The sequence below is a fragment of the Variovorax sp. CF313 genome (assembly GCF_000282635.1).
In the GTDB taxonomy this organism is placed as follows: domain Bacteria; phylum Pseudomonadota; class Gammaproteobacteria; order Burkholderiales; family Burkholderiaceae_C; genus Variovorax.
Window position 1 is genome coordinate 1 of sequence record NZ_AKIW01000024.1, and the last position, 19,309, is coordinate 19,309.

15 protein-coding genes are annotated in these 19,309 nt (G+C 67.9%); all 15 read left to right on the plus strand.

Annotated features, from left to right (window positions below):
- The first annotated feature begins 124 nt into the window (after positions 1-124).
- The 15 genes from PMI12_RS29560 to PMI12_RS08060 all read left to right on the plus strand — a co-directional run bounded on the left by PMI12_RS29560 (position 125) and on the right by PMI12_RS08060 (position 19,233).
- A complete protein-coding gene (locus PMI12_RS29560; protein ID WP_007830891.1) occupies positions 125-3,013 on the plus strand; it encodes a type VI secretion system Vgr family protein in 2,889 nt (962 codons plus the stop codon).
- The gene (locus PMI12_RS07995) at positions 3,013-5,634 is read left to right on the plus strand and encodes a DUF2169 family type VI secretion system accessory protein (protein ID WP_007830897.1); all 2,622 of its coding nucleotides are present in this window, start codon (positions 3,013-3,015) and stop codon (positions 5,632-5,634) included. The genes PMI12_RS29560 and PMI12_RS07995 overlap by 1 nt, the downstream gene beginning before the upstream one ends.
- A gap of 22 nt (positions 5,635-5,656) precedes the next feature.
- On the plus strand, positions 5,657-6,706 hold the full coding sequence (locus PMI12_RS08000) for a pentapeptide repeat-containing protein (protein WP_007830899.1): 1,050 nt from the start codon (positions 5,657-5,659) through the stop codon (positions 6,704-6,706).
- Positions 6,707-6,722: 16 nt separating this feature from the next.
- Complete coding sequence (locus tag PMI12_RS08005) at positions 6,723-7,376, plus strand: DUF3540 domain-containing protein (RefSeq protein WP_007830900.1); 654 nt, start codon at positions 6,723-6,725, stop codon at positions 7,374-7,376.
- An 11-nt stretch (positions 7,377-7,387) separates the two neighbouring features.
- Positions 7,388-7,783: a DUF4150 domain-containing protein gene (locus PMI12_RS08010; RefSeq protein ID WP_007830901.1), complete on the plus strand. Its 396-nt coding sequence runs from the start codon at positions 7,388-7,390 to the stop codon at positions 7,781-7,783.
- Between the two features lie 74 nt (positions 7,784-7,857).
- Positions 7,858-10,203: a type VI secretion system Vgr family protein gene (locus PMI12_RS08015; protein WP_007830902.1), complete on the plus strand. Its 2,346-nt coding sequence runs from the start codon at positions 7,858-7,860 to the stop codon at positions 10,201-10,203.
- A 3-nt stretch (positions 10,204-10,206) separates the two neighbouring features.
- Positions 10,207-10,680 carry a DUF6484 domain-containing protein gene (locus tag PMI12_RS08020; RefSeq protein WP_007830904.1) on the plus strand — a complete coding sequence of 158 codons (474 nt, stop codon included), beginning with the start codon at positions 10,207-10,209 and terminating at the stop codon, positions 10,678-10,680.
- An 11-nt stretch (positions 10,681-10,691) separates the two neighbouring features.
- Positions 10,692-11,741 (plus strand): DUF2169 family type VI secretion system accessory protein, encoded by a 1,050-nt coding sequence (locus PMI12_RS08025; protein ID WP_007830906.1) that lies wholly within the window; start codon positions 10,692-10,694, stop codon positions 11,739-11,741.
- Positions 11,738-12,802 carry a beta-ketoacyl synthase N-terminal-like domain-containing protein gene (locus PMI12_RS08030; RefSeq protein ID WP_007830907.1) on the plus strand — a complete coding sequence of 355 codons (1,065 nt, stop codon included), beginning with the start codon at positions 11,738-11,740 and terminating at the stop codon, positions 12,800-12,802. Before PMI12_RS08025 ends, PMI12_RS08030 begins: the two co-directional genes overlap by 4 nt.
- A gap of 3 nt (positions 12,803-12,805) precedes the next feature.
- On the plus strand, positions 12,806-13,738 hold the full coding sequence (locus PMI12_RS28035; RefSeq protein WP_007830908.1) for a PAAR-like domain-containing protein: 933 nt from the start codon (positions 12,806-12,808) through the stop codon (positions 13,736-13,738).
- A gap of 30 nt (positions 13,739-13,768) precedes the next feature.
- On the plus strand, positions 13,769-14,710 hold the full coding sequence (locus PMI12_RS08040; protein WP_007830914.1) for a type VI immunity family protein: 942 nt from the start codon (positions 13,769-13,771) through the stop codon (positions 14,708-14,710).
- Positions 14,711-14,715: 5 nt separating this feature from the next.
- Entirely contained in the window at positions 14,716-15,396 is a 681-nt protein-coding gene (locus tag PMI12_RS08045) for a hypothetical protein (protein WP_007830916.1), read from the plus strand.
- Positions 15,393-16,661, plus strand: a complete 1,269-nt coding sequence (locus PMI12_RS08050) for a TIGR02270 family protein (protein ID WP_007830918.1) — start codon at positions 15,393-15,395, stop codon at positions 16,659-16,661. Before PMI12_RS08045 ends, PMI12_RS08050 begins: the two co-directional genes overlap by 4 nt.
- Before the next feature lie 79 nt (positions 16,662-16,740).
- Positions 16,741-18,405 (plus strand): type VI secretion system-associated FHA domain protein TagH, encoded by a 1,665-nt coding sequence (gene tagH, locus PMI12_RS08055; RefSeq protein WP_007830920.1) that lies wholly within the window; start codon positions 16,741-16,743, stop codon positions 18,403-18,405.
- Between the two features lie 36 nt (positions 18,406-18,441).
- Positions 18,442-19,233: a PP2C family protein-serine/threonine phosphatase gene (locus tag PMI12_RS08060; protein WP_007830922.1), complete on the plus strand. Its 792-nt coding sequence runs from the start codon at positions 18,442-18,444 to the stop codon at positions 19,231-19,233.
- Positions 19,234-19,309 lie beyond the last annotated feature (76 nt).

Below are 19,309 nucleotides of genomic sequence, written 5' to 3' on the forward strand. Positions count from 1 at the left end.
CCGGGTGCTCCCCGCAGCGAAATAAAGGAGGAGGGCGAAGCCCGGGGGACATTCGCGCAGGGGAGTACCCGGTGGCCTGTGCACGCACCCCGAACAAGCGCCCATAAGTTCCAAAGAGAAAAAAATGGCCGACAACGAGTTCCGCATAGAGACCGACTCCCCAGCCAAGGACGACCTGATGTTCTGGCGCATCGTCGGCCATGAAGCGCTCGCACGCCCGTCGTTCTACGAGCTCACGGTTCTCTCGAAGAACCGGGCCATCGATGCGAAGGACATCCTCGGGCGTGCCTTCGACGTGGTGATCGAATTCCTGGATTCGGATGGCGGCACGCACGAGCGGCATTGCCAGGGACATGCGGTGCGCTTCACGCGCGTGCAGGCGGCCGGCCGCTACTTCGAGTACCGCATCGCGCTGCGCTCGTGGTTCTGGCTGCTGACCAAGCGCAGCAACTCTCGCATCCTGCAGGACAAGAAGGTGCTCGAGGTGCTCGACGCCGTCTTCGAGGACAGCCCGATCAAGCGATTCAAGAAGACCAAGCCGGGCAAGGTGATCGGTGCCCACAAGCCTCGCCGCTATTGCGTGCAGCACCTCGAGAGCGACTATCGCTACCTGTCGCGCCTGCTCGAGGACGAGGGCATCTACTACTGGTTCGATGCGCACGACGCGCCCGGCACGATGCATCTGTCCGACGCCAGCGACATCGCGCACGACAAACTGCCCGTGGCCGACACGCTGAACCACATGGCCGGCAATGCGAGCGAGGCGCGCTTCAACGAGATTTCCCAATGGGTCAGCGCGCGCCAGTTCGACACCGGCAAGCATGCGAGCCGCGACAGCGACTTCAAGGCCATCAACAAGACGCTGGGTGCCAACGTCGACGCGGCCGACGACCACGAACTGGCGGATTTCGAGGCCTTCGATTTTCCGGGCGGCTACTTCAGCGGCGAGGATGCCGAGAGCAGCGCCAAGGTGCGCGCCGAGGAGCTGGGTGCACGGCGCGACCGGCACTGGGCGTTCACCGCATGGCCCGACGTGACCGCCGGCCGCAGCTTCGCCTACAAGGGCGACCCCGACGGCACGCGCGACGGCGACTATTTCATCGCGGCCTGCACCTTCGTCGCGAGCCATCCGGGCTACGAGGGCCTGCACATCGGCGACGCTCCCGAGCCCTTGGCGCTCACGTTGCGCGAGGCACTGGACGACGACGCCGTCGGTGCCGACACGCGCGCCGTCCTCGAGGCGCTGATTGCGCGCATGCCCGACGTGCGCGGCGGCTGCGCCTTCCTGCTCACGGTGCTGCCCATGGACATGCCGTTCCGTCCACCGCGCCTCACGCCGCGCGTGGTCATGCCGGGGCCGCAGACCGCCATCGTGGTCGGTGCCAAGGGCAAGGAGCACGACGTGGACGAGTTCGGCCGCGTCAAGGTGCATTTCTTCTGGGACCGCTACGACGAGAGCGACGAGAAGTCCACCTGCTGGGTGCGGGTCTCGCAGCCCTGGGCCGGCAAGGGATGGGGCGGCTACTTCGCGCCGCGCATCGGCCAGGAAGTGATCGTCGACTTCATCAACGGCAACCCCGACCGGCCGATCATCGTGGGCCGCGTCTACAACGACGAGCAAGGCATTCCCTACAAGTCGGCCACGCAGAGCGGCTTCAGGACGCGCTCGACGCCGGGCGGCAGCCCCTCGAACTACAACGAGATCATGTTCGAGGACCAGAAGGGCTCCGAGCTGGTCAACATCCATGCCGAGCGCAACATGTCGACCTCGGTCGAGGTGGACGATTCCACCAGCGTCGGCCACGACCAGAGCCTCACGGTGGAGAACGATCGCCACGTCACGGTCAAGAAATTCGAGACGCACGTGGTGGGCAAGAATCAGGACGTGGAGATCCACGGCTACAACACCAGCAAGATCGGCAAGGACTATGCGCTGCTGGTGACCGGCAACCTGCTCACCCAGACCAAGGGTTTCCGTACCGACGTGTCGGTGCTCGGCGAACTCCGCACCGTCGGCGTCGGCCAGACCATCGGCGTGTCGGGCCCGGTAGTGCACGGCTCGGCCTCGCTGGCCGTCACCACGGGCGAAATGAGCGTCACCACTTCGGCGACCAAGCTCGGCGCATCAGGCGACATCAGCGTGACGGCGGGGGGCGCACGCAAGGACGTCGCAACCGGCTCGCACACCATCGCATCGAGCGCCGGCATCAAGCTGGTGGCGGGCGCCGACATCGACCTGATGGCCTACGCGAACATCAATGCGACCTCGATGGGCTCCAACACCACGGTGCTGGGCTCCAACTCGAGCGGCTACATCGGGTCGTCCAGCGAAGCCAACATGGGCATGGCGCGCAGCACCTTCATGGGGCTGCAGATGAGCAACTTCCTCGGCGTGAGCATCGACAACGCGCTGGCGATCCAGATGGAGAACTGCGCCGCGCTGCAGATGCACAACGTGGCCGCGCTGGACCTCACCAACACGCCGGCCGACATCGAGTGCACGGCCGTCAAGATCATCCAGCCCGGTGCCGGCGCGGGCGGGGCCGCCGGCGCGGCCGTGGTCGGTGCGCTGGGCGGATTGGTGGCGGGCGTGCTCGGCCTCGGCGATGCCGCGGCGACCATGAAGCAGTACGCCGATGCGGCGCAGGCGCTGCGCGATGCCGCCAAGGACATTCCCGAACTGCCGGGGCTGCAGACCAAGCTCAATGCCCTGGCCGACAGCGCGGACCGCCGGCAGCGGCAAGTCGGCACGGCCGTCGGGGCTGGCGTGGGTGCGGCGGTGGGATTCGTGGCGGGTGGGCCGCTCGGCGCCGCGGCGGGTGCCGCGGTTGGCTCGCAACTGGGAGGCAACTACCTGCCGGGTGCGGCGACCAAGGCCGCCGGGTTCGTGGACGACCACACCAAGGGCGTCGGCGAAGCCGCGGACAAGGCGTGGGATGCCGCCATGCCGGCTGCGGGCAAGTCTCCCGGTCCCCAGGGCGGCAGCGGTGGCTCCAATCCGGTGGGCAGCTGATGCAGGTCTGCAAGCCCATGTCGCTCGGCTTCTCGAGCCGCGCGATCGAATACCGCAAACGCTACGGCCTGTGCGTCACGCACTGCCTGTACCTGCCGTTCGAGCAAGGCGCAAGCGGACGGCTCTGGGGCGAACAGTCGATGTGGAACTTCGTGGGCCGCGAGATGACCCTGCCGCTGCTCGACGAAGGCGTGGCGAAGCTCACGCCCGAGTTCCTGGTGCACGGCCATGCCTGGCCCGACCCGGCCGGCTCGTCGCCGGACTGCGCCGTGCGGGTCCGGCTCGCCGGAACGCAGAAGACCGTGCTCGCCTTCGGCGACCGGTGGTGGGACGGTGACGAGCCGCGCGCCGCACCGGCGGCAGTGCCCGGGAAGATCGACCTCGACTGGGCCAATGCCTATGGCGGCAGCGACTTCGCGCCGAACCCGTTGGGCAAGGGGCGCACGGCTGACGCAGGCGTGCGCTTCCTGCCGAACCTCGAACTGCCGGGCTCGCGCGTTCTGTCGCCACGGTCCGAGGTGGTGCCGGCCGGCTATGGACCGCTCGATGCGACGCATCCGCAGCGCATCGCGTACCGCGGAAGCTACGACGCGGACTACCTCAAGACGCATGCGCCGGGCTTTCCGCCGGACCTCGACTGGAAGCACTTCAACATGGCGCCGAAGGACCAGTGGCTCGGCGAAGCGCTGCGCGGGGACGAGCCCTACGCGCTCGACAACCTGCATCCGACGCAGCGCCACATCGAGGGCCGGTTGCCGGGCCTGCGCGTGCGCACCTTCGTCAACTACGCGCGGGGCGCGTCCGGCGACCACAAGTTGCGCGAGGTGCCGATGCGGCTCACCACCGTGTGGTTCTTCCCGCATGCGGAGCGTCTGGTGCTGGTGTTCCATGGGATGGCCGAATGCGCGGAGGACGATGGCGCCGACATCGTGCACCTGCTCGGCGCGGTCGAGCGGCTGGGTGCCCCCAAATCCGACGCGCACTACATCGACGTGCTGGCCCGGCGCAGCGATCCGAAGCACGGCGGCCTCGAGGCGCTGAACGACACGGACCTGCTGCCCGAAGGCATCGACACCCGCGACCCGGAGGCCGAGCAGGCCGAACAGGCCTTCGCGATGGAGGGACTGCAGGGCCAGGCGCAACGCCAGCGCGCAGAGGTCGACATCGCCCTTGCGCGCGAGGCCCTGCGCGCGCAGGGCAAGGACCCGGACGCGCTGGGCATGGTGCTGCCGCCGCCCGAGAAGAAACGCAGCATGGCCGAGCTCCCGGCCTACCTCAAGGCCAGGCAGCAGGAGGCCGAGGCCTCGCGCTGGGCCGCGATCGAGGAGATGGTCGGGCAGGTCCAGCGCGTGCTCGACATGGAAGAGGCGGGCCAGGTCGACATGGCGAAGCTCGCGCACCGCGGGCCGCCACGCTACAACGCCGAAGCCCATCTGGCCGAACTCGACGCGCAGCGCGCGGAGGGCCTGGCCTTCGACCAGCGCGTCGTCGCCCGGCAACTGGCCCAGCGCGAAGGCGCCGAGCGCCTGGGCTACCTGCAGGGGGCGCATCTCCAGCCGCCGGCCTATGTGCAGCAAGGCGAGGTGGCGGCCGGCGGGCGCTCCCTGATGCAATGGATGCTGGGCAAGGGGCTGCGCAGCTTTCCCGGCATCGACCTCACCGGTGCCGACCTGTCGGCGCTGGATCTGCGCGACGTCGACTTCACCGACGCCTGGCTCGAGAGCGCGAACCTGCAGGGTTCGAACGTGTCCGGTGCGAACTTCACGCGGGCCGTGCTCGCGCATGCCGGGCTGCAGGGCACGATCGCCATCGGTGCCACCTTCACCCATGCCAACCTGGGCCGTGCCCGGCTGGCGGGCGCGGTGTTCGACCAGGCCCAACTCCAGGGCGCCGTCCTGATGCACTGCCAACTCGCGCAGACCAGCCTGCGGCGCGCGGACATCGCTGGCGCGAATCTGCTCGAGACCACGTGGGGCCCGGCCGACTGGAGCGGTGTCGAAGCCGGCAACAACCTGTTCTACAAGCTCGACATGCGGGGGCTGCAGGCCGGCGAGGCGAACCTTGCGGGCGCCACGCTGGTCGAGTGCGACCTGAGCGAGACCGACCTGCGCGGTGCGCGGATGGCCGGCGCCAGCTTCGTCACCTGCCGGCTCGACCGCACACGGCTGGCCGGCGCCCAACTCGATGGCGCGGTCTTCACCAAGGACTGCTCGCTCACCGAAGCCGACCTGTCGCGGGCCAGCCTGCGCGGCGCCAACCTGGGCGAGGTCGAGATGCGCGGGTGCACGCTGGTCAGGGCGCAGTTAAACGGCGCGAACCTCGGTGCGGCGCGCCTTGCGGGTTGCGACGCGCGCCTGGCCGTTGCCGAAGGCACGCTGCTGCGCAAGGCGGTGCTGACCGGGGCTCGCCTCGCGGGCGTGAACTTCAAGGACGCCATGCTGCAGCATGCCGACCTGCGCAGCGCCGATCTGCGCAACGCCAACTTCTTCGGCGCCGACATCTCCCGCACGAAGCTGGACGGCGACGTGCGATTCGATGGCGCGCTGCTGGAGCGGGTGCGCACCTGGCCGCGGCTCACGCCCGAGCAGCAGGCGCGCCATGCAGCGGCCCACCCGATCTGAACGGGGCGACGGAGGACACCCAGTGAAAGCCGAACACCTCACGCTCGCCATCGGCATGGGAGAGCCCATCGACGGGCTCGACCTGCGCAAGGGCCGCTTCGCGAAAACCTTCATCGGCGGCGGCGTGTTCACGAAGGCGCAGCTCGACGAAGTCGACCTCCGTGAAGCCGATGGCCGCGAAAGCGTGTTCGACCGCTGCCACCTCACGGGCGCGATGTTCAACGGCGCCAATCTGCGTCGCGCGGTGTTCAACCAGTGTGAGCTGGCCCACGCGGATTTCCGCAACGCACACCTGCATGGCGCGACCTTCAGCGAATGCAGCCTGAGCCATGCCCAGTTCGCGCAGGCCTGGATGGGCATGGCGACGTTCTCGCGCTGCCGGCTCGACCATGCGAGCCTGTCGGAAGCCGCGCTCGAGTCTGCGGTGTTCACGGATTGTTCCCTGATCGACGTCAACGCCGACGGCAGCGAATGGAAACATACCTGCGTGCTGCAGTGCGACCTGTCGCAGCTCACCTGGGCGGGCGCGCGCATGACCCGCGCGACGTTCAGCAAGACCGCGCTGCGCCGGAAGTCCTTCGAGGGACTGGCGCTCGACGGCTGCCAGTTTTCCTTTGCCGATCTCAGCGAGGCGAATTTTTCGGGCGTCTCGCTGCGGCAATGCAACTTCCAGGGCGCGACCCTCGACCGGGCCGACTTCAGCCATGCGGTCGGCCCCAACGCGCTGTTCTGCGACGCGCAGGGCGAGCAGGCGAACTTCTCGCAGGCCCGGCTGCGCCAGGCGCTCTTCACGGGCGGCCGCTTTCCGGCGGCGCGCTTCGATGGCGCCGATCTCTACCAATGCCATTTCGCCCATGCGCAACTGGCGGGTGCCAGCCTGGCGGGCGCCGAACTCACCTACGCAGATTTCCGGCACGCAGACCTCGTCAACGCCGACCTGCGCCAGGCCACGATGCTGCGGACCTGCCTGCATGGCGCGAAGGCGGCCGGCGCCCAGATGACCGACCGCGCCCGCGCGCTCGAAACCGACCCCGAGCTGGACCGCGCCGAGCGCTGGACAGCCACCGCCTGATCTTCCGGAGACGACCATGACCACCATCACTCCCTCTGCCCGCCGCCGCGCATCCGCGCGCGACACCTCGCCGGCCACGCCGGCGCAAAGCTGCGTCGGCCTGATCACCGGCAGCGACGCGCAAGGCTTCAGCGTGGCCAGTGGCGGCTTGCGTGCGCGCGGCCGGCGCGCCGCGAGCTGCCTGCTCGAGCCGGCCGCCGGCGACACCGTCGCCTGCCTGCTGGTGGCGCCCGACGAGGTCTGGGTGCTGGCGGTGCTGCAGCGCGAAGAGGGCGTAGCCAACGTGCTGAGCTGCCATGGCGATACCCGGTTCGCGGTCGAGGGCGGCGCGCTGAGCCTGGCCGCGCCGACGCTGTCGCTGGAGGCGGCTGCGTTCTCGCTGAAGACGGACAAGGCCAGCGTCTGCGCCGAGGACGCCGAGCTCATGGGCCGGAACCTGCGCGTCATCGGTACCGCGATCAAGCTGGTGGGGGCGGTGCTGTCGACCGTGTTCGACCGGGTCACTCACTTCAGCCGCCATCACCTGCGCACGACAGAAGGTATCGACCGCGTGCAGGCCACGCACGTGGAATGCGAGGCGCAGCAGTTGCTGCGCCTGTCGGGCGAGCATGCGCTGGTGAACGGCGAGAAGCTCGTCAAGGCGCGCGGCGGCCAGATCCACTTCGGTTGAAGGAGCGCGCCATGTTCGCCAACTGCCAGATGATGGGGATGGACATGGGCTTCCCCGACGTCTGCATCACGCCGGCCGCGCCGTCGCCCATTCCCGTGCCCTATCCCAACATCGCGATGGGTCCGATGGCGATCCCGAACTGCCCGACCATCCTGATCATGGGCATGCCGGCGCACAACCTTGGCACCACCATCCCGATGACGAACGGCGACAACGCCGGCGTGTTGATGGGCGTGGCCTCGGGCACGGTGATGGGGCCGAGCCGGCACCTGACGGCGGCGTTCACCGTGCTCTTCTGCGGCATGCCGGCCACGCGGCTGACCAGCGTGTCGCTGCAGAACAGCACGAACTGCCCGGGTGTGCGCACGGTGCCGAGCCAGGCGCTGGTGCTGTTGCTGGCGCCATAGGCCACACGGCTGCTTCACGGCGAGGCCGCGAAGCGGCATCGTTCGCAAAGAAGCACGAAGAGGGAGTGCATGGCATGGCCGATCACAAGTTCAGCATCCAGGGCGATTCGCCCGTCGTCGACAAGCTCATGTTCTGGCGCATCGCGGGCCATGAGGTGCTCGCGCGCCCCTCGGCCTACGAACTCACCGTGCTGACCGACAACGAAAGCATCGATGCCGCGGACATACTGGGCCGCTCCTTCGATGTCGTGATCGAGTTCGCCGATGCCGACGGCGACGCTCATAAGCGGCACTGCCAGGGGCATGCCGTGCGCTTCACGCGCGTGTCGCAGAGCGGGCGCTTTCTCGAGTACCGCATCAGCCTGCGCTCGTGGTTCTGGCTGCTGAGCAAGCGCGTCAACGCGCGCATCCTGCAGAACAAGCCGGTACTGGATGTGATCGACGCCGTGCTGGACGACGGCCCCATCGGCAGCCTCAAGAAGATCAAGGCCGGCGGCGTGGTCGGGCGCCATGAACCCCACGTCTACTGCGTGCAATACCGGGAGAGCGACTACCAGTTCCTTTCGCGCCTTCTGGAAGAAGAGGGCATCTACTACTGGTTCGACGCGCACGACGCGCCCGGCACCCTGCATCTGTCGGACGCCAGCACACTGGCGCACGAGAAACTGCCGGTTGCCGACACGCTGAACCATGTCGAGCGCGGCGCGTCGGAGGGGCGTTTCAACGAAATCACGCGCTGGGTCAGCTCGCGGCAGTTCGATTCGGGCAAATTCGCGTCGCGCGATCGCGACTTCAAGGTCATCAGCAAGCAGCTGGACGCGGACAAGGGCGACCCCGACACGCATGAGCTGTCCGACCTGGAAGTGTTCGAGTTCCCGGGCGGCTATCAGTCGGGCGACGACACCGACAACCTCGCGCAGCTGCGGCTCGACGAGCTGGTCGGCCGGCGGCAACGCCACTGGGCACTGACCGGCTGGCCCGACGTGACCGCCGGGCGCAGCTTCTCGTTCAAGGGCGACCCCGACGGCAAGCGCGACGGCGACTACCTGATCGCGGCCTGTACCTTCGTCGCGAGCCACCCCGGCTACGAGGGCGCGAACTTTCCCGAGGGCCAGCGGCCGATCGACAGCGTGCTGCACGAGGTGCTGGCCGACGACCCCGTCAACGCCGGGCTGGGCGAGCTGGTGAGCGACCTGATCGCCGAGACGCCGGCGCTGCGCACCGGCCAGCGCGCGAGCAGCAGCTTTCTGCTCACGCTCATTCCGTTGAACACGCCCTGGCGCCCGCCGCGCCTGACGCCGCGCGTGACCATGCCCGGACCCCAGAGCGCCATCGTCACGGGCCGCAGCGGCGAGCAGATCTGGACCGAGGAGCACGGCCGCGTGAAGGTGCAGTTCCACTGGGACCGCTACGGCAAGAACGACGAGAACAGCTCGTGCTGGGTGCGCGTGTCGCATCCCTGGGCCGGCAAGAGCTGGGGCGCGATCAGCATTCCGCGCATCGGCCAGGAAGTGATCGTCGACTTTCTCGACGGCGACCCCGACCAGCCCATCGTCATCGGGCGCTTCTACAACGGCGAGTCGATGGCGCCCTTCGGCCTGCCGGCAGGTGCCGTGGTGAGCGGCATCAAGTCGAATACACACAAGGGCAAGGGCTACAACGAGCTGTCGATGGACGACACCGCCGGCAAGGAGAAGGTGACCATCCACGGCCAGTACGACATGAACACCACGGTCGAGAACAACCAGACGACCACTGTGCACAACAGCCGCACCGACACCATCGACGTGGACGACTCGGAAAGCGTGGGCAACAACCAGAAGCAGCACGTGGGCGTCAATCAGACCGTGTCGATCGGCGCCAACCGAAGCGAGACCGTGGGCGGCACCGAGACCATCGTCATCACGGGCCACCGCACCGAAACGGTCAACGGCGGCGAGACCGTGACGGTCAACGGCGGGCGCAGCCACACAGTCAACGGCATGCAGACCACCACCATCTCGGTGGCCGAGGCGCACACCGTGGGGGCGGGCCGGATGCACAGCGTGGGCGCGGGCGAAGCCATCAACGTGGGGGGCGTGCAGACCGTCAGCGTTGGCGGTGCACAGATGGTGAGCGTGGGCGGCGTGCAGAAAGTGAACGTGGGCGCGCTGCAATCGATCAGCGTGGGCGGCCCGCACAAGCTGTCGGCGGCGGTGATCGCCGAGACATCGAAGGGGCCGATCAAGATCAAGGCGGGCGCGATCTGCATGGTCGAGGCGCCCACCATCATGCTCAAGGCGGGTGGCAGCAAGATCGTCATGAATGCCAGCGGCATCACCATCAAGGGCGCCAAGATCACCATCAAGGCCGACGGCACTGCATCGTTCAAGGCCGGGGGCTCGATCAAGATCAAGGGCTCCAACCTGGGGGAGGACTGAGCCGTGGAAGACCACACCGATCTCCAGAGCGCGCGCAGCGTGCTGCACAGCGTGGCGGCCTGGTCGAAACTGTCGGGCCAGGGCGTGGCGGTGGCCGCCTTCGCGGGCTTCGATGCCGAGGGGCGCTTCTTGGTCACGCTGGGCGACGGCATGGCGCCGGTGCAGGCGCTGTCGACCGTGGGGCTGGCACCCGGCGATGCGGGCGCAGCCATCGTCGTGGCCTTCGAGCAGGGCGAGGTGCGGCATCCCGTCATCGTCGGGCGCTTGCAGCCGCCACGCAGCGGAACACCGGTGCTCGATGCACGCGTGGACGGCGAACGCGTCGTGCTGCAGGCGCGCGAGCGCATCGAGCTGCGCTGCGGGGAGGCCAGCATCGTGCTCACGCGCTCGGGCAAGGTGCTGATCAACGGCAACTACGTGCTCTCTCGCTCGCGCGGCGCCAACCGCGTCAAGGGCGCGTACGTCGGCATCAACTGAAGAGGCGTGCCATGTGGCAGCTCGACAACCGCACACCCTACGCCGCCGAACGCACCTGGGTGCGCGACCGCGACGGGGCGGAGATCTGGCTCGTGGCTGTGAAGTGCAGCTTCGACATTTCGCTCGATGGCGAGACGAGCATCGCGCCCCAACAGCCGCCCGTGGCGCAGGCACCCGTCTTCATCGACGAGTCCGCGCTCCAGCCGAGCCTGCTCTACGAGATGGACCTGGTGCGCACCAAGCAGACGACCGACGTGCTGCTGATCGGCCATGCGCATGCGCCCGGTGGCGTGCCGGTGACGCAGATCGACGTGGGCATGCGCGTCGGTCCTGTCGCCAAGCGGCTGCGCGTGACGGGCGACCGCGTGTGGCTGGGCGGCTCACCGTCGGAGCCCGAACCCTTCAGCACCATGCCGCTGGTGTGGGAGCGCGCATACGGCGGTGTCGATCCATGGACGCGCGATGCGCCGAATCCGCAGTTCGACGTGCGCAACCCCGTGGGCACCGGCTTCGCGCTCGAGGCCGCGCATGCGGAGGGCATGCGGCTGCCGAACATCGAGTACCCGGATCAATGCGTGCGGACGTGGAATGACCGGCCGGAGCCCGCGGGGTTTGGGCCGCTGTGCAACCACTGGCAGCCGCGGGCGGGGTTCGCGGGGACGTATGACGAAGCGTGGCAGCGAGATCGGTTGCCGCTGCTGCCGGTGGACTTAGATGATCGGCATTACCAGAGTGCGCCTGTGGACCAGCAGGCGCCGCAGTTTCTGCGGGGTGGCGAGCCGGTAGTGCTGATTCATTTGTCGCCGCATGCGGCGCAGCTGAGCTTCGAACTGCCGAGGGTGGTGCTGGGACTGGAAACTTTCTTTTCGAATGGCGCGCGCCAGCGGCACGAGCCGCCGCGCCTGCACACGGTGATCGTTGAGCCCGATGCGGCGCGTGTGTCGCTGGTGTGGCATAGCGCGTTGCCCTGTCACCCCAAGGTCCACAAGCTGGAGAAGACGCGCGTTTACGAAAAGCAGCTAGTTCGCCTGGGCGAGACACCTTCAGAGGATTTCGCATGAGCGGCGACGGATTGCGCATCGTAGGCTTGGGCGGTTGCACGCCGGTGGGGCGCGATGTTTTCGCGAGCGCTGCCGCGGTACGCGCAGGAGTCTGCGGTTTCGGCGAGCATCCGTTCGTGATCGATACCGCCGGTGAACCGATGCGCGTGGCCCGCGCAGCCTGGATCGATGCATCGGCTGGCGTTGCAGACCGTTGTGCCGCGCTGCTGCTGCCGGCTATCGACGGTGCGCTGCGAGTGCTATCCACGGCCGACGACGTATCGGTGCGATGCGGTCTCGCGCTGGCGCTGCCGCCCACGCGTCCGGGCCGGCCCCACGACCTGGCCGGTTCTTTGTTGGCGTGGGTGTCGCGCCGATATCCCGGGCGCTTCGGTACCGCGCGGGCCTTTGAAGCGGGCCACGCTGGCGGACATCTCGCGCTCGAGGCGGCCGTGCAAGACTGCTTTGCTGGTGCCGTCGACGTGTGCCTCGTCTGCGGCGTCGATTCCACCCTGGCACCAGAGACGCTCGAATGGATTGAGGCATGCGGGCAACTCCACGGCGGAGGTGCCGACAACAATGCATGGGGCTTCGTGCCTGGCGAGGCGGCTGGCGCGCTGCTGCTGGCTTCGCGGGACTTCGCGCGAGCGCGGCAGCTCGACGCCTGGGGTGAAGTGGTGGGGATTGGCGTCGCCCAGGAAGCCCATCTCATCGGGACCGGTGAGGTGTGCGTGGGCGATGGCCTGAGCGAGGCCTTCGAACGGGCGCTCGGGCGATTGCCCCCGGAGGAATGCGTACACAACGTTTTCTGCGACCTCAACGGCGAACCCTATCGTGCCGACGAGTACGGCTTCACGGTGCTGCGAAAGGGTGATCGCTTCCGAGCGGCCAGCGATTTCGTCGCCCCGGCCGACTGCTGGGGTGATATCGGCGCAGCAGGCGTTCCGTTGCACATTGCCATCGCCGCGATCTGCCATCGCAAGCGCTACGGCAAGGGGCGATGGTCGATGGTGTGGGCCAGTTCCGCGTCGGGCGAGCGGGGTGCCGCATTGATCTGCGCGATGGACTTCGGCGAGGAATGAATCATGCCGGTCTCCATCAGGGTCAACGGCACGAGCCTGTCGCTAGTTCACAAGTTCAGCACAGGTGTCAGCATCGCGACCATTCCCGATGTCTGCAAGACCCCGAGCCCAGGCGGGCCGGTGCCGGTACCCTACCCCAACATCGCGAACTCGATCACGCTAAGCAACGGCACCTCCACCGTCAAAGGCGACAAGGCGATGGCCGCCAACAAGGGCTCGAAATTCGCGCTCTCGAACGGCGACAACGCGGGCGTGGCCGGTGGCGTGAAGTCCAGCACCTTCATGAAGGAGGCGACATGGATTCTCTATTCCTTCGACGTGAAGATGGACGGCAAGAACGCTACCCGCCTTACGGACAAGATGTTCCACAACGCGGAGAACGCCGCCAACCTAGGCGGTGTGCTGCAGAACCCAGTGATCGTCGCAGCATTGGGGCAGGAACTCGGGGATCAAATCTGCACTGCCATCTGCGATACGCGTGACGAAGCGGACGAGGGCACGATCCCGTCGAAGAAATACCCAACCCTCCAGTCCCGCGTGGCGAGCAAGCTCAGTAGCGGATTTCCACTCTACAAGCCGAAGAAGCTCGACCTGTTCGTCGAGATGACCTGGAAGATCGCCAAGCGAGTCGGCGGCACTTTCGTCGGCATCATGTCGGAAGGGCGGGCGTTGTCGAATGGCTTGCCGGCACCGGGTTCGTTGTTTCGCGGGCTGGCGGCTGGACGCGGTGCGCCGGGCACTACTTTTCGGCCTGATTTCACGGTCTTGAAGGATGCGGCCAAGCCGGCGAATTTCGACAACGTCAAGAGTTTCGTCGAAGTCAAGTTCAAGGGCGACACGCCCACGGCCAATCAACAACTGGCCAAGGAGCGGCTGGGGGCGAAGAATGCGGGCAAATACCAGCAGATCGAAGAATCGGACTGCGCTTGCGATTGAATGCGGTCCACCTATGCAAGGAAGCAAAGAATGAACGACACGATCCTTGGCGACGGCGCCAGCACGGCCATGCATTTTCGACCGTGTCTTGAAATCCTGGTGTTCTGCACCGTCCCTCGCGCCGCGTTGGCGCCTCAGTTCATAGAGTTTCACCGTGCCTTCTGCGAACATCACGGTCAGGCACTCGGCTGGTACAAGACCAACGTAATGAAGACTGCGAAGCGTCTCGTCGGTCCCGCCAATGATCAGGTGGCACAGATGTTGGGTGACAGGAAGGCGCTCGCGAGCTACCTGCTCGGGGTGGAGCAGCACTCCGGTGCGAGCGCGGCCGACTATGCGTTGCCGTCGTTTCAGTTTTTTTCCGAGGAAGACCTGAGCGACCCTGACGACCGCGTGGTGCGGCACATGCTGCGCATATGCCTCCCGCTCGACGAAGCCAATGTGCCCGATCGAACAGTCGAACGAGTGCTGGGCCTGCTGGCACTGGTTGATTTCGACTCCGGTTATGGCGGATTCTCCTACTACTGGAACACCGGTGATGGCGAGGCAGAGCGCGAGCTCGAACGCGCCAACCGGGGATGGCTTACGCGTTATCCGGGGCTCGCCTACGGCAAGCCACTCGGTCTTTTCAGCTTTGCCGACCTGGGCATTCTCGGAGTGAGCTGGTTGACCTTTCTCGGCAAGGCCCGCGCTGCGGAAATGGGGGGCATCAACGCGCTGGCCTCGGCATTGCCGCCTCCGATCAATGTGCAGGCCATTGCAAACGATCGCGGCTTGCTGATCCGTGCCAGCACGCAACCTGAGCTGGGTGATGTCAATCGGGGGCACGCGTTGCCGGCGTATCAAGCGGTCGGCAAGGTGCTCGCGCCGCTGCGCGTGCCGGATGACTGGATCGATAACCTGCTCGTCACTGGCATGACGCCCGAAGAATCACAAGCGTGGTACGCGCGATTCTTCGGCGAAGAGGATTGAGCCGCATGCTGACCTTCTCCGTGGCTACCCGCGCCGATGCTGCCGTCGTCGTGCTCGACTTCGTGCGCGTCGTCGCGCGCGACTTCGCCCGCGCGATGCAGTTGGGCTTCTTCGGCCCCGGTGTCGCGGCGGTGCCGGTAGTTGTGCAGCTGGCGTCGCCCACGCTGGTGCTGGTGCACATGCATACCGATGCAATTCATCCGGCGGTGCTGCGAATTTTGCGCGGCATGTGCGAATGGGGACGGCTTGCGCGCGATTTGCCGTTGCGATGGCTCGGCCCAGCCGGGCAACAGGCCGGGGCAACGGCGATCGGTGAAGCTGCCTCGGCTCTCGCAGCCAAACCGCAGCAAGCGTTCATGCTGCAACGTCCCGACTTCGTGGGTTTCGGCGAACAACTGGTGGTCGTGCTTAACCTGGATGCGCCACCCGATGAGCAGCAATCAGACCTGCTCGATGCAGGCTTCGAATGCTGGATCGCGCTTATGCAAGGCGGCCTGCCGCCGGAACCGTACCTGCCGGGTGAATCCACCGTTGGCGCCACGCAGACGATGCGGATCGGCAGTACCACCTGCCAATGGTTTCTCGAAGGCGTGATAGCTCATGAGGCCTGCCTCGACCTGCTTACCCACTTCCTCGTGGCGCATGCCGACGCATTGCGGATTCGCGACGTGGAGATCGAAGTATGAGCGGCGCCGCGCCTGTGATCGAATCCATCCTCGCCGAGCACGCCGACGAAGCCTCCTTTCTCTGGCTCCAGCGCACCAGCGCAGTCCACGCCCCCAACTACTCGCCCCAGCAATTCGCCGACCTCGACGAACGCCTCGCCGCCCACATCGACGGCCTGCGCGTCGCCGGCGAAGAAGGCTGGCAGCATGCACTGGCCCTCATCGACAACGAAGGCCCCGAGGACTTCTTCGTTGCCGCCGTGCTCGCCATAGAAGCGGTCGACAGCCGTTTCGACGATCTGGTTGAGCGTGCAAGAGAAGACCTGCCCGAGGTCGTGCCCGGCCTGATCTCCGCGCTCGGCTGGGTCGAGCCGAAGCATCTGGGCGGCCGCGTCAAGGCCTTGCTCGACGATGCCTCGCCGTTGCGGCAGAAGCTCGGCGTGGCGGCCTGCGCGCTGCATCGGCGCGACCCGGGCGCGCTGCTCGGCGAACTGCTCGCGAGTGCGCCCGACAGCGTGCGCATCCGCGCGCTGCGCGCAGCCGGCGAACTGGGCCGTGCCGACCTGTTGCCGCAAGCACAGTCGCTGCTGGGCGAGGCCAAGCCCGAACTGCGCTTCTGGGCCGCGTGGGCGGCGGTACTGCTCGGCGACCGGGCGCAGGCGCTCGATGCGCTCGCCGCCTTCGCGCTGAAGAGCGGGCCGCGCCAGCCGCGCGCATTCCAGCTCGCGCTGCAGGCGATGGAGATCGCCCCCGGCCATGCGCTGCTGCTCGACAGCGCCACGCTGCCCGGGGCGCAGCGTCTGCGCATCATCGGCTCGGGCTTCATCGGCGACGCGCGCTACGTGCCCTGGCTTATCGAGCAGATGACGCAGCCGGCCACGGCGCGCATCGCGGCCGAGGCCTTCGTCACCATCACGGGCGTGGACTTCAACCTCGCGCAGATGGAGGTCCCGCCGCCCGACGGCTTCGAGGACGGCCCGACCGAGGACCCCGACGACGACAACGTGGAACTGCCCGAGGACATCGCGTTGCCGTGGCCCGACGTCGACAAGATTCGCGCGTGGTGGCAGAAGAACGGCGCGCGCTTCACCCCCGGGACGCGGCTCTTCATGGGGCAGCCGCTCTCGCCCGACAGCTGCACGGGCGTGCTGCGCCAGGGCTTCCAGCGCCAACGCGTGGCGGCCGCACTGCAACTCGCGTTGCTCGACGCGCGTGCGCCGCTGTTCGCGACCAGCGCGCCGGCGTGGCGGCAGCAGCGCAGGCTCGGCGACGGCATACCTCTTTAGGCGAGATTGCCAAGGTGCCGGCCGGAATGAATACTTCCCTCGAGTTGTTTCGCTCGCGACGGGCGACAGGGGCCGATTCATGATCCATATCGCTGTCATCACCCGGCAAGGCGCTCCGGCGGGGCAGTCTATCGCCGCGGACTTCGGACCCAATGGCGGCACCATCGGCCGTGCCGACACCAACACGCTCGTGCTCGTCGACCCCGACCGCACGGTTTCGCGGGTGCACGCCCAGGTGCTGTGCCGCGACGGGCTGTACTTTCTCATCGACCGCGGCAGCAACCCGATGCAGTGCAACGGCGTGTCGCTGGGCTCGGGCAAGGAGGTCGCGCTGGCCGATGGCGCACGGCTGGTGGTCGGCAGCTTCGAGCTCGCGGTGCGCGTGACGGCCGACGCCGCGCCGCCGTCGCTGGCCATCCCGAACACGGTGCTGGGCGGTCCTTCCGCCGCCGCGCCGGCAGCAACTGCGGCACCGTCGAGCGACGACCCCTTCGCCGACCTGCTGGCGGGCCTCGCGCCGCCGGCCGCGCCGGCTGCATCTGCGCCGGCGTCCGCTCCCGCTGCAGCACTGCCCGATTCGCTGCTGTTCCCCGACCCGATGGAAAGCGGCTCGCGCAACGCGCAGGCCGCGCAGATCGATCCCTTCGCAAACCTGCTCGGACCCACGCCGTCGTCCGCGCCCGCGGCCGGCCTTGGCGCGCTCGACGATTTCTCCGACCTCGGCGCACCGCCCCCGCACGGCAAGGCCGCGGGCATCGACGAGCTGTTCGGCGGCATGGGCGGCGGTGGCGGCATCGGAGGCGATCCGCTCGCGCTGTCGCCGCTGGCCGATCCGCTGCTGCAGCCCAACACCGCCTCCAATGCCGATCCGCTGGCGGCCCTGCAGCAAGCGGCGCCCCCCACGCCCACGCCGCGCTCCGACCATCTTCCGATCGACCAGTTCGGCTTCATGCCGCCGAAGGCGATCACGCCGCCTTCGTCGCCATCGCCGCAGCCCCAACCGATGGCGCAGTTCGACGACGTCACGGGCCAGCCGATCCGCATCAGCGGCCCCGAGGGCTCCGCCAGGCCGTTCGAGCCGCCCGCGCCCGTGGCCCCTGCCGCGTCGCCGCGGCCGGCCCCGCGCCCCGCAGCGCCCGCGCGCACCGCCACCGACGACGAACTGCTCGCCGCCTTCCTGCGCGGCCTCGCCAGCACGCACCAGCCGCCCGAGATGCTCACACCCGGCCTGATGGAGCGCATCGGCGCGATGCTGCGCAGTGCCACCGAGGGCACGCTGCAGCTGCTGCTCACGCGCCAGGAGTTCAAGCGCGAGGTGCGCGCCGAGGTCACGATGATCGCGTCGCAGGCCAACAATCCGCTGAAGTTCTCGCCCACGGTCGAAGTGGCGCTGGCCCATCTGCTGGGCCCTGGCGTGCGCGGCTTCATGCCGCCCGAGGCCGCGATGCGCGATGCCTACAACGACCTGCGCGCACACCAGTTCGGCGTGATGGTGGGCATGCGCGCGGCGCTGGCCCATGTCATCGCGCGCTTCGAGCCGGCGGAGCTGGAGAAGAAGATCAGCGCGAAGTCGGCGCTCGACGCGCTCTTCAGCGCCAACCGCAAGGCCAAGCTCTGGGACCAGTTCGTGTCGCTCTACGGTGGCATCGCGAGCGAGGCGGAAGACGACTTCCACAGCCTCTTCGGCAAGGCCTTCCTCGAAGCCTACGAAGAGCAGATGGCGCGCCTCAAGTCCGAAGCCTGACGACAACTACCACCGCATCACCAGCGAGGCACCCGCTTGGAAATCGAAATCGTCACGCTCTCCCGCCAGGGCGGCCGCACCTACAACGAAGACGTCCACGGCCACTGGCACGACGAGCGCTATGTCGCCTGCCTGGTGGCCGACGGCGCAGGCGGCCATGGCGGGGGCGACGTGGCCGCGGCCACCGCGCGCAGCAGCGTGCTGGGCGGCTTCTCGGCCGCGCCGGGGCTCGACGAGCCCACGCTGCGCCGGCTGGTGGAGCAGGCCAACGTCGACGTGGTGGCGCGGCAGGCCGAGGGCGGCAAGCTCGCGGGCATGCGCTCGACCATCGTGTTCGCGGCCATCGACCTCGAGGACCACGCGCTGGCCTGGGTGCACAGCGGCGACAGCCGGGCATACCTGTTCCGCGGCGGTGCCATCGTGGCGCGTACCACCGACCACAGCCTGGTGCAGCAGATGGTGGCCGGCGGCATGCTCGACGAGGAGGGCGCGCGGCTGCATCCGCAGCGCAACATGCTGCTGTCGGCGCTGGGCTCGATCGAGGAGGCCCCCGACATCGCCGTGTCCGACCGCATGCGCCTGCTGCCAGGCGACGTGCTGCTGCTGTGCAGCGACGGCGTGTGGGAGCCGCTGGGCGACGAGCGCCTGATCGACACGCTGCATGCCTCGCGCACGCCCAGCCAGTGGACCGAGCTGATCGACGCGCAGGTGAAGGCCAACGCCAAGCCGGGCCACGACAACTACACGGCGCTCACGCTGTGGGTGATCGAGGATGAGAGCGACGATGCGACGCGGCTGCTGCCAGAGAGCATTGCGTCGGCCGACTGACTCTTGAATTGCTTCGAACAAAAGACAAGGGCCTGAAGCGCCGTCCATCGGACGATCGCTCCAGGCCCTTGGTTGC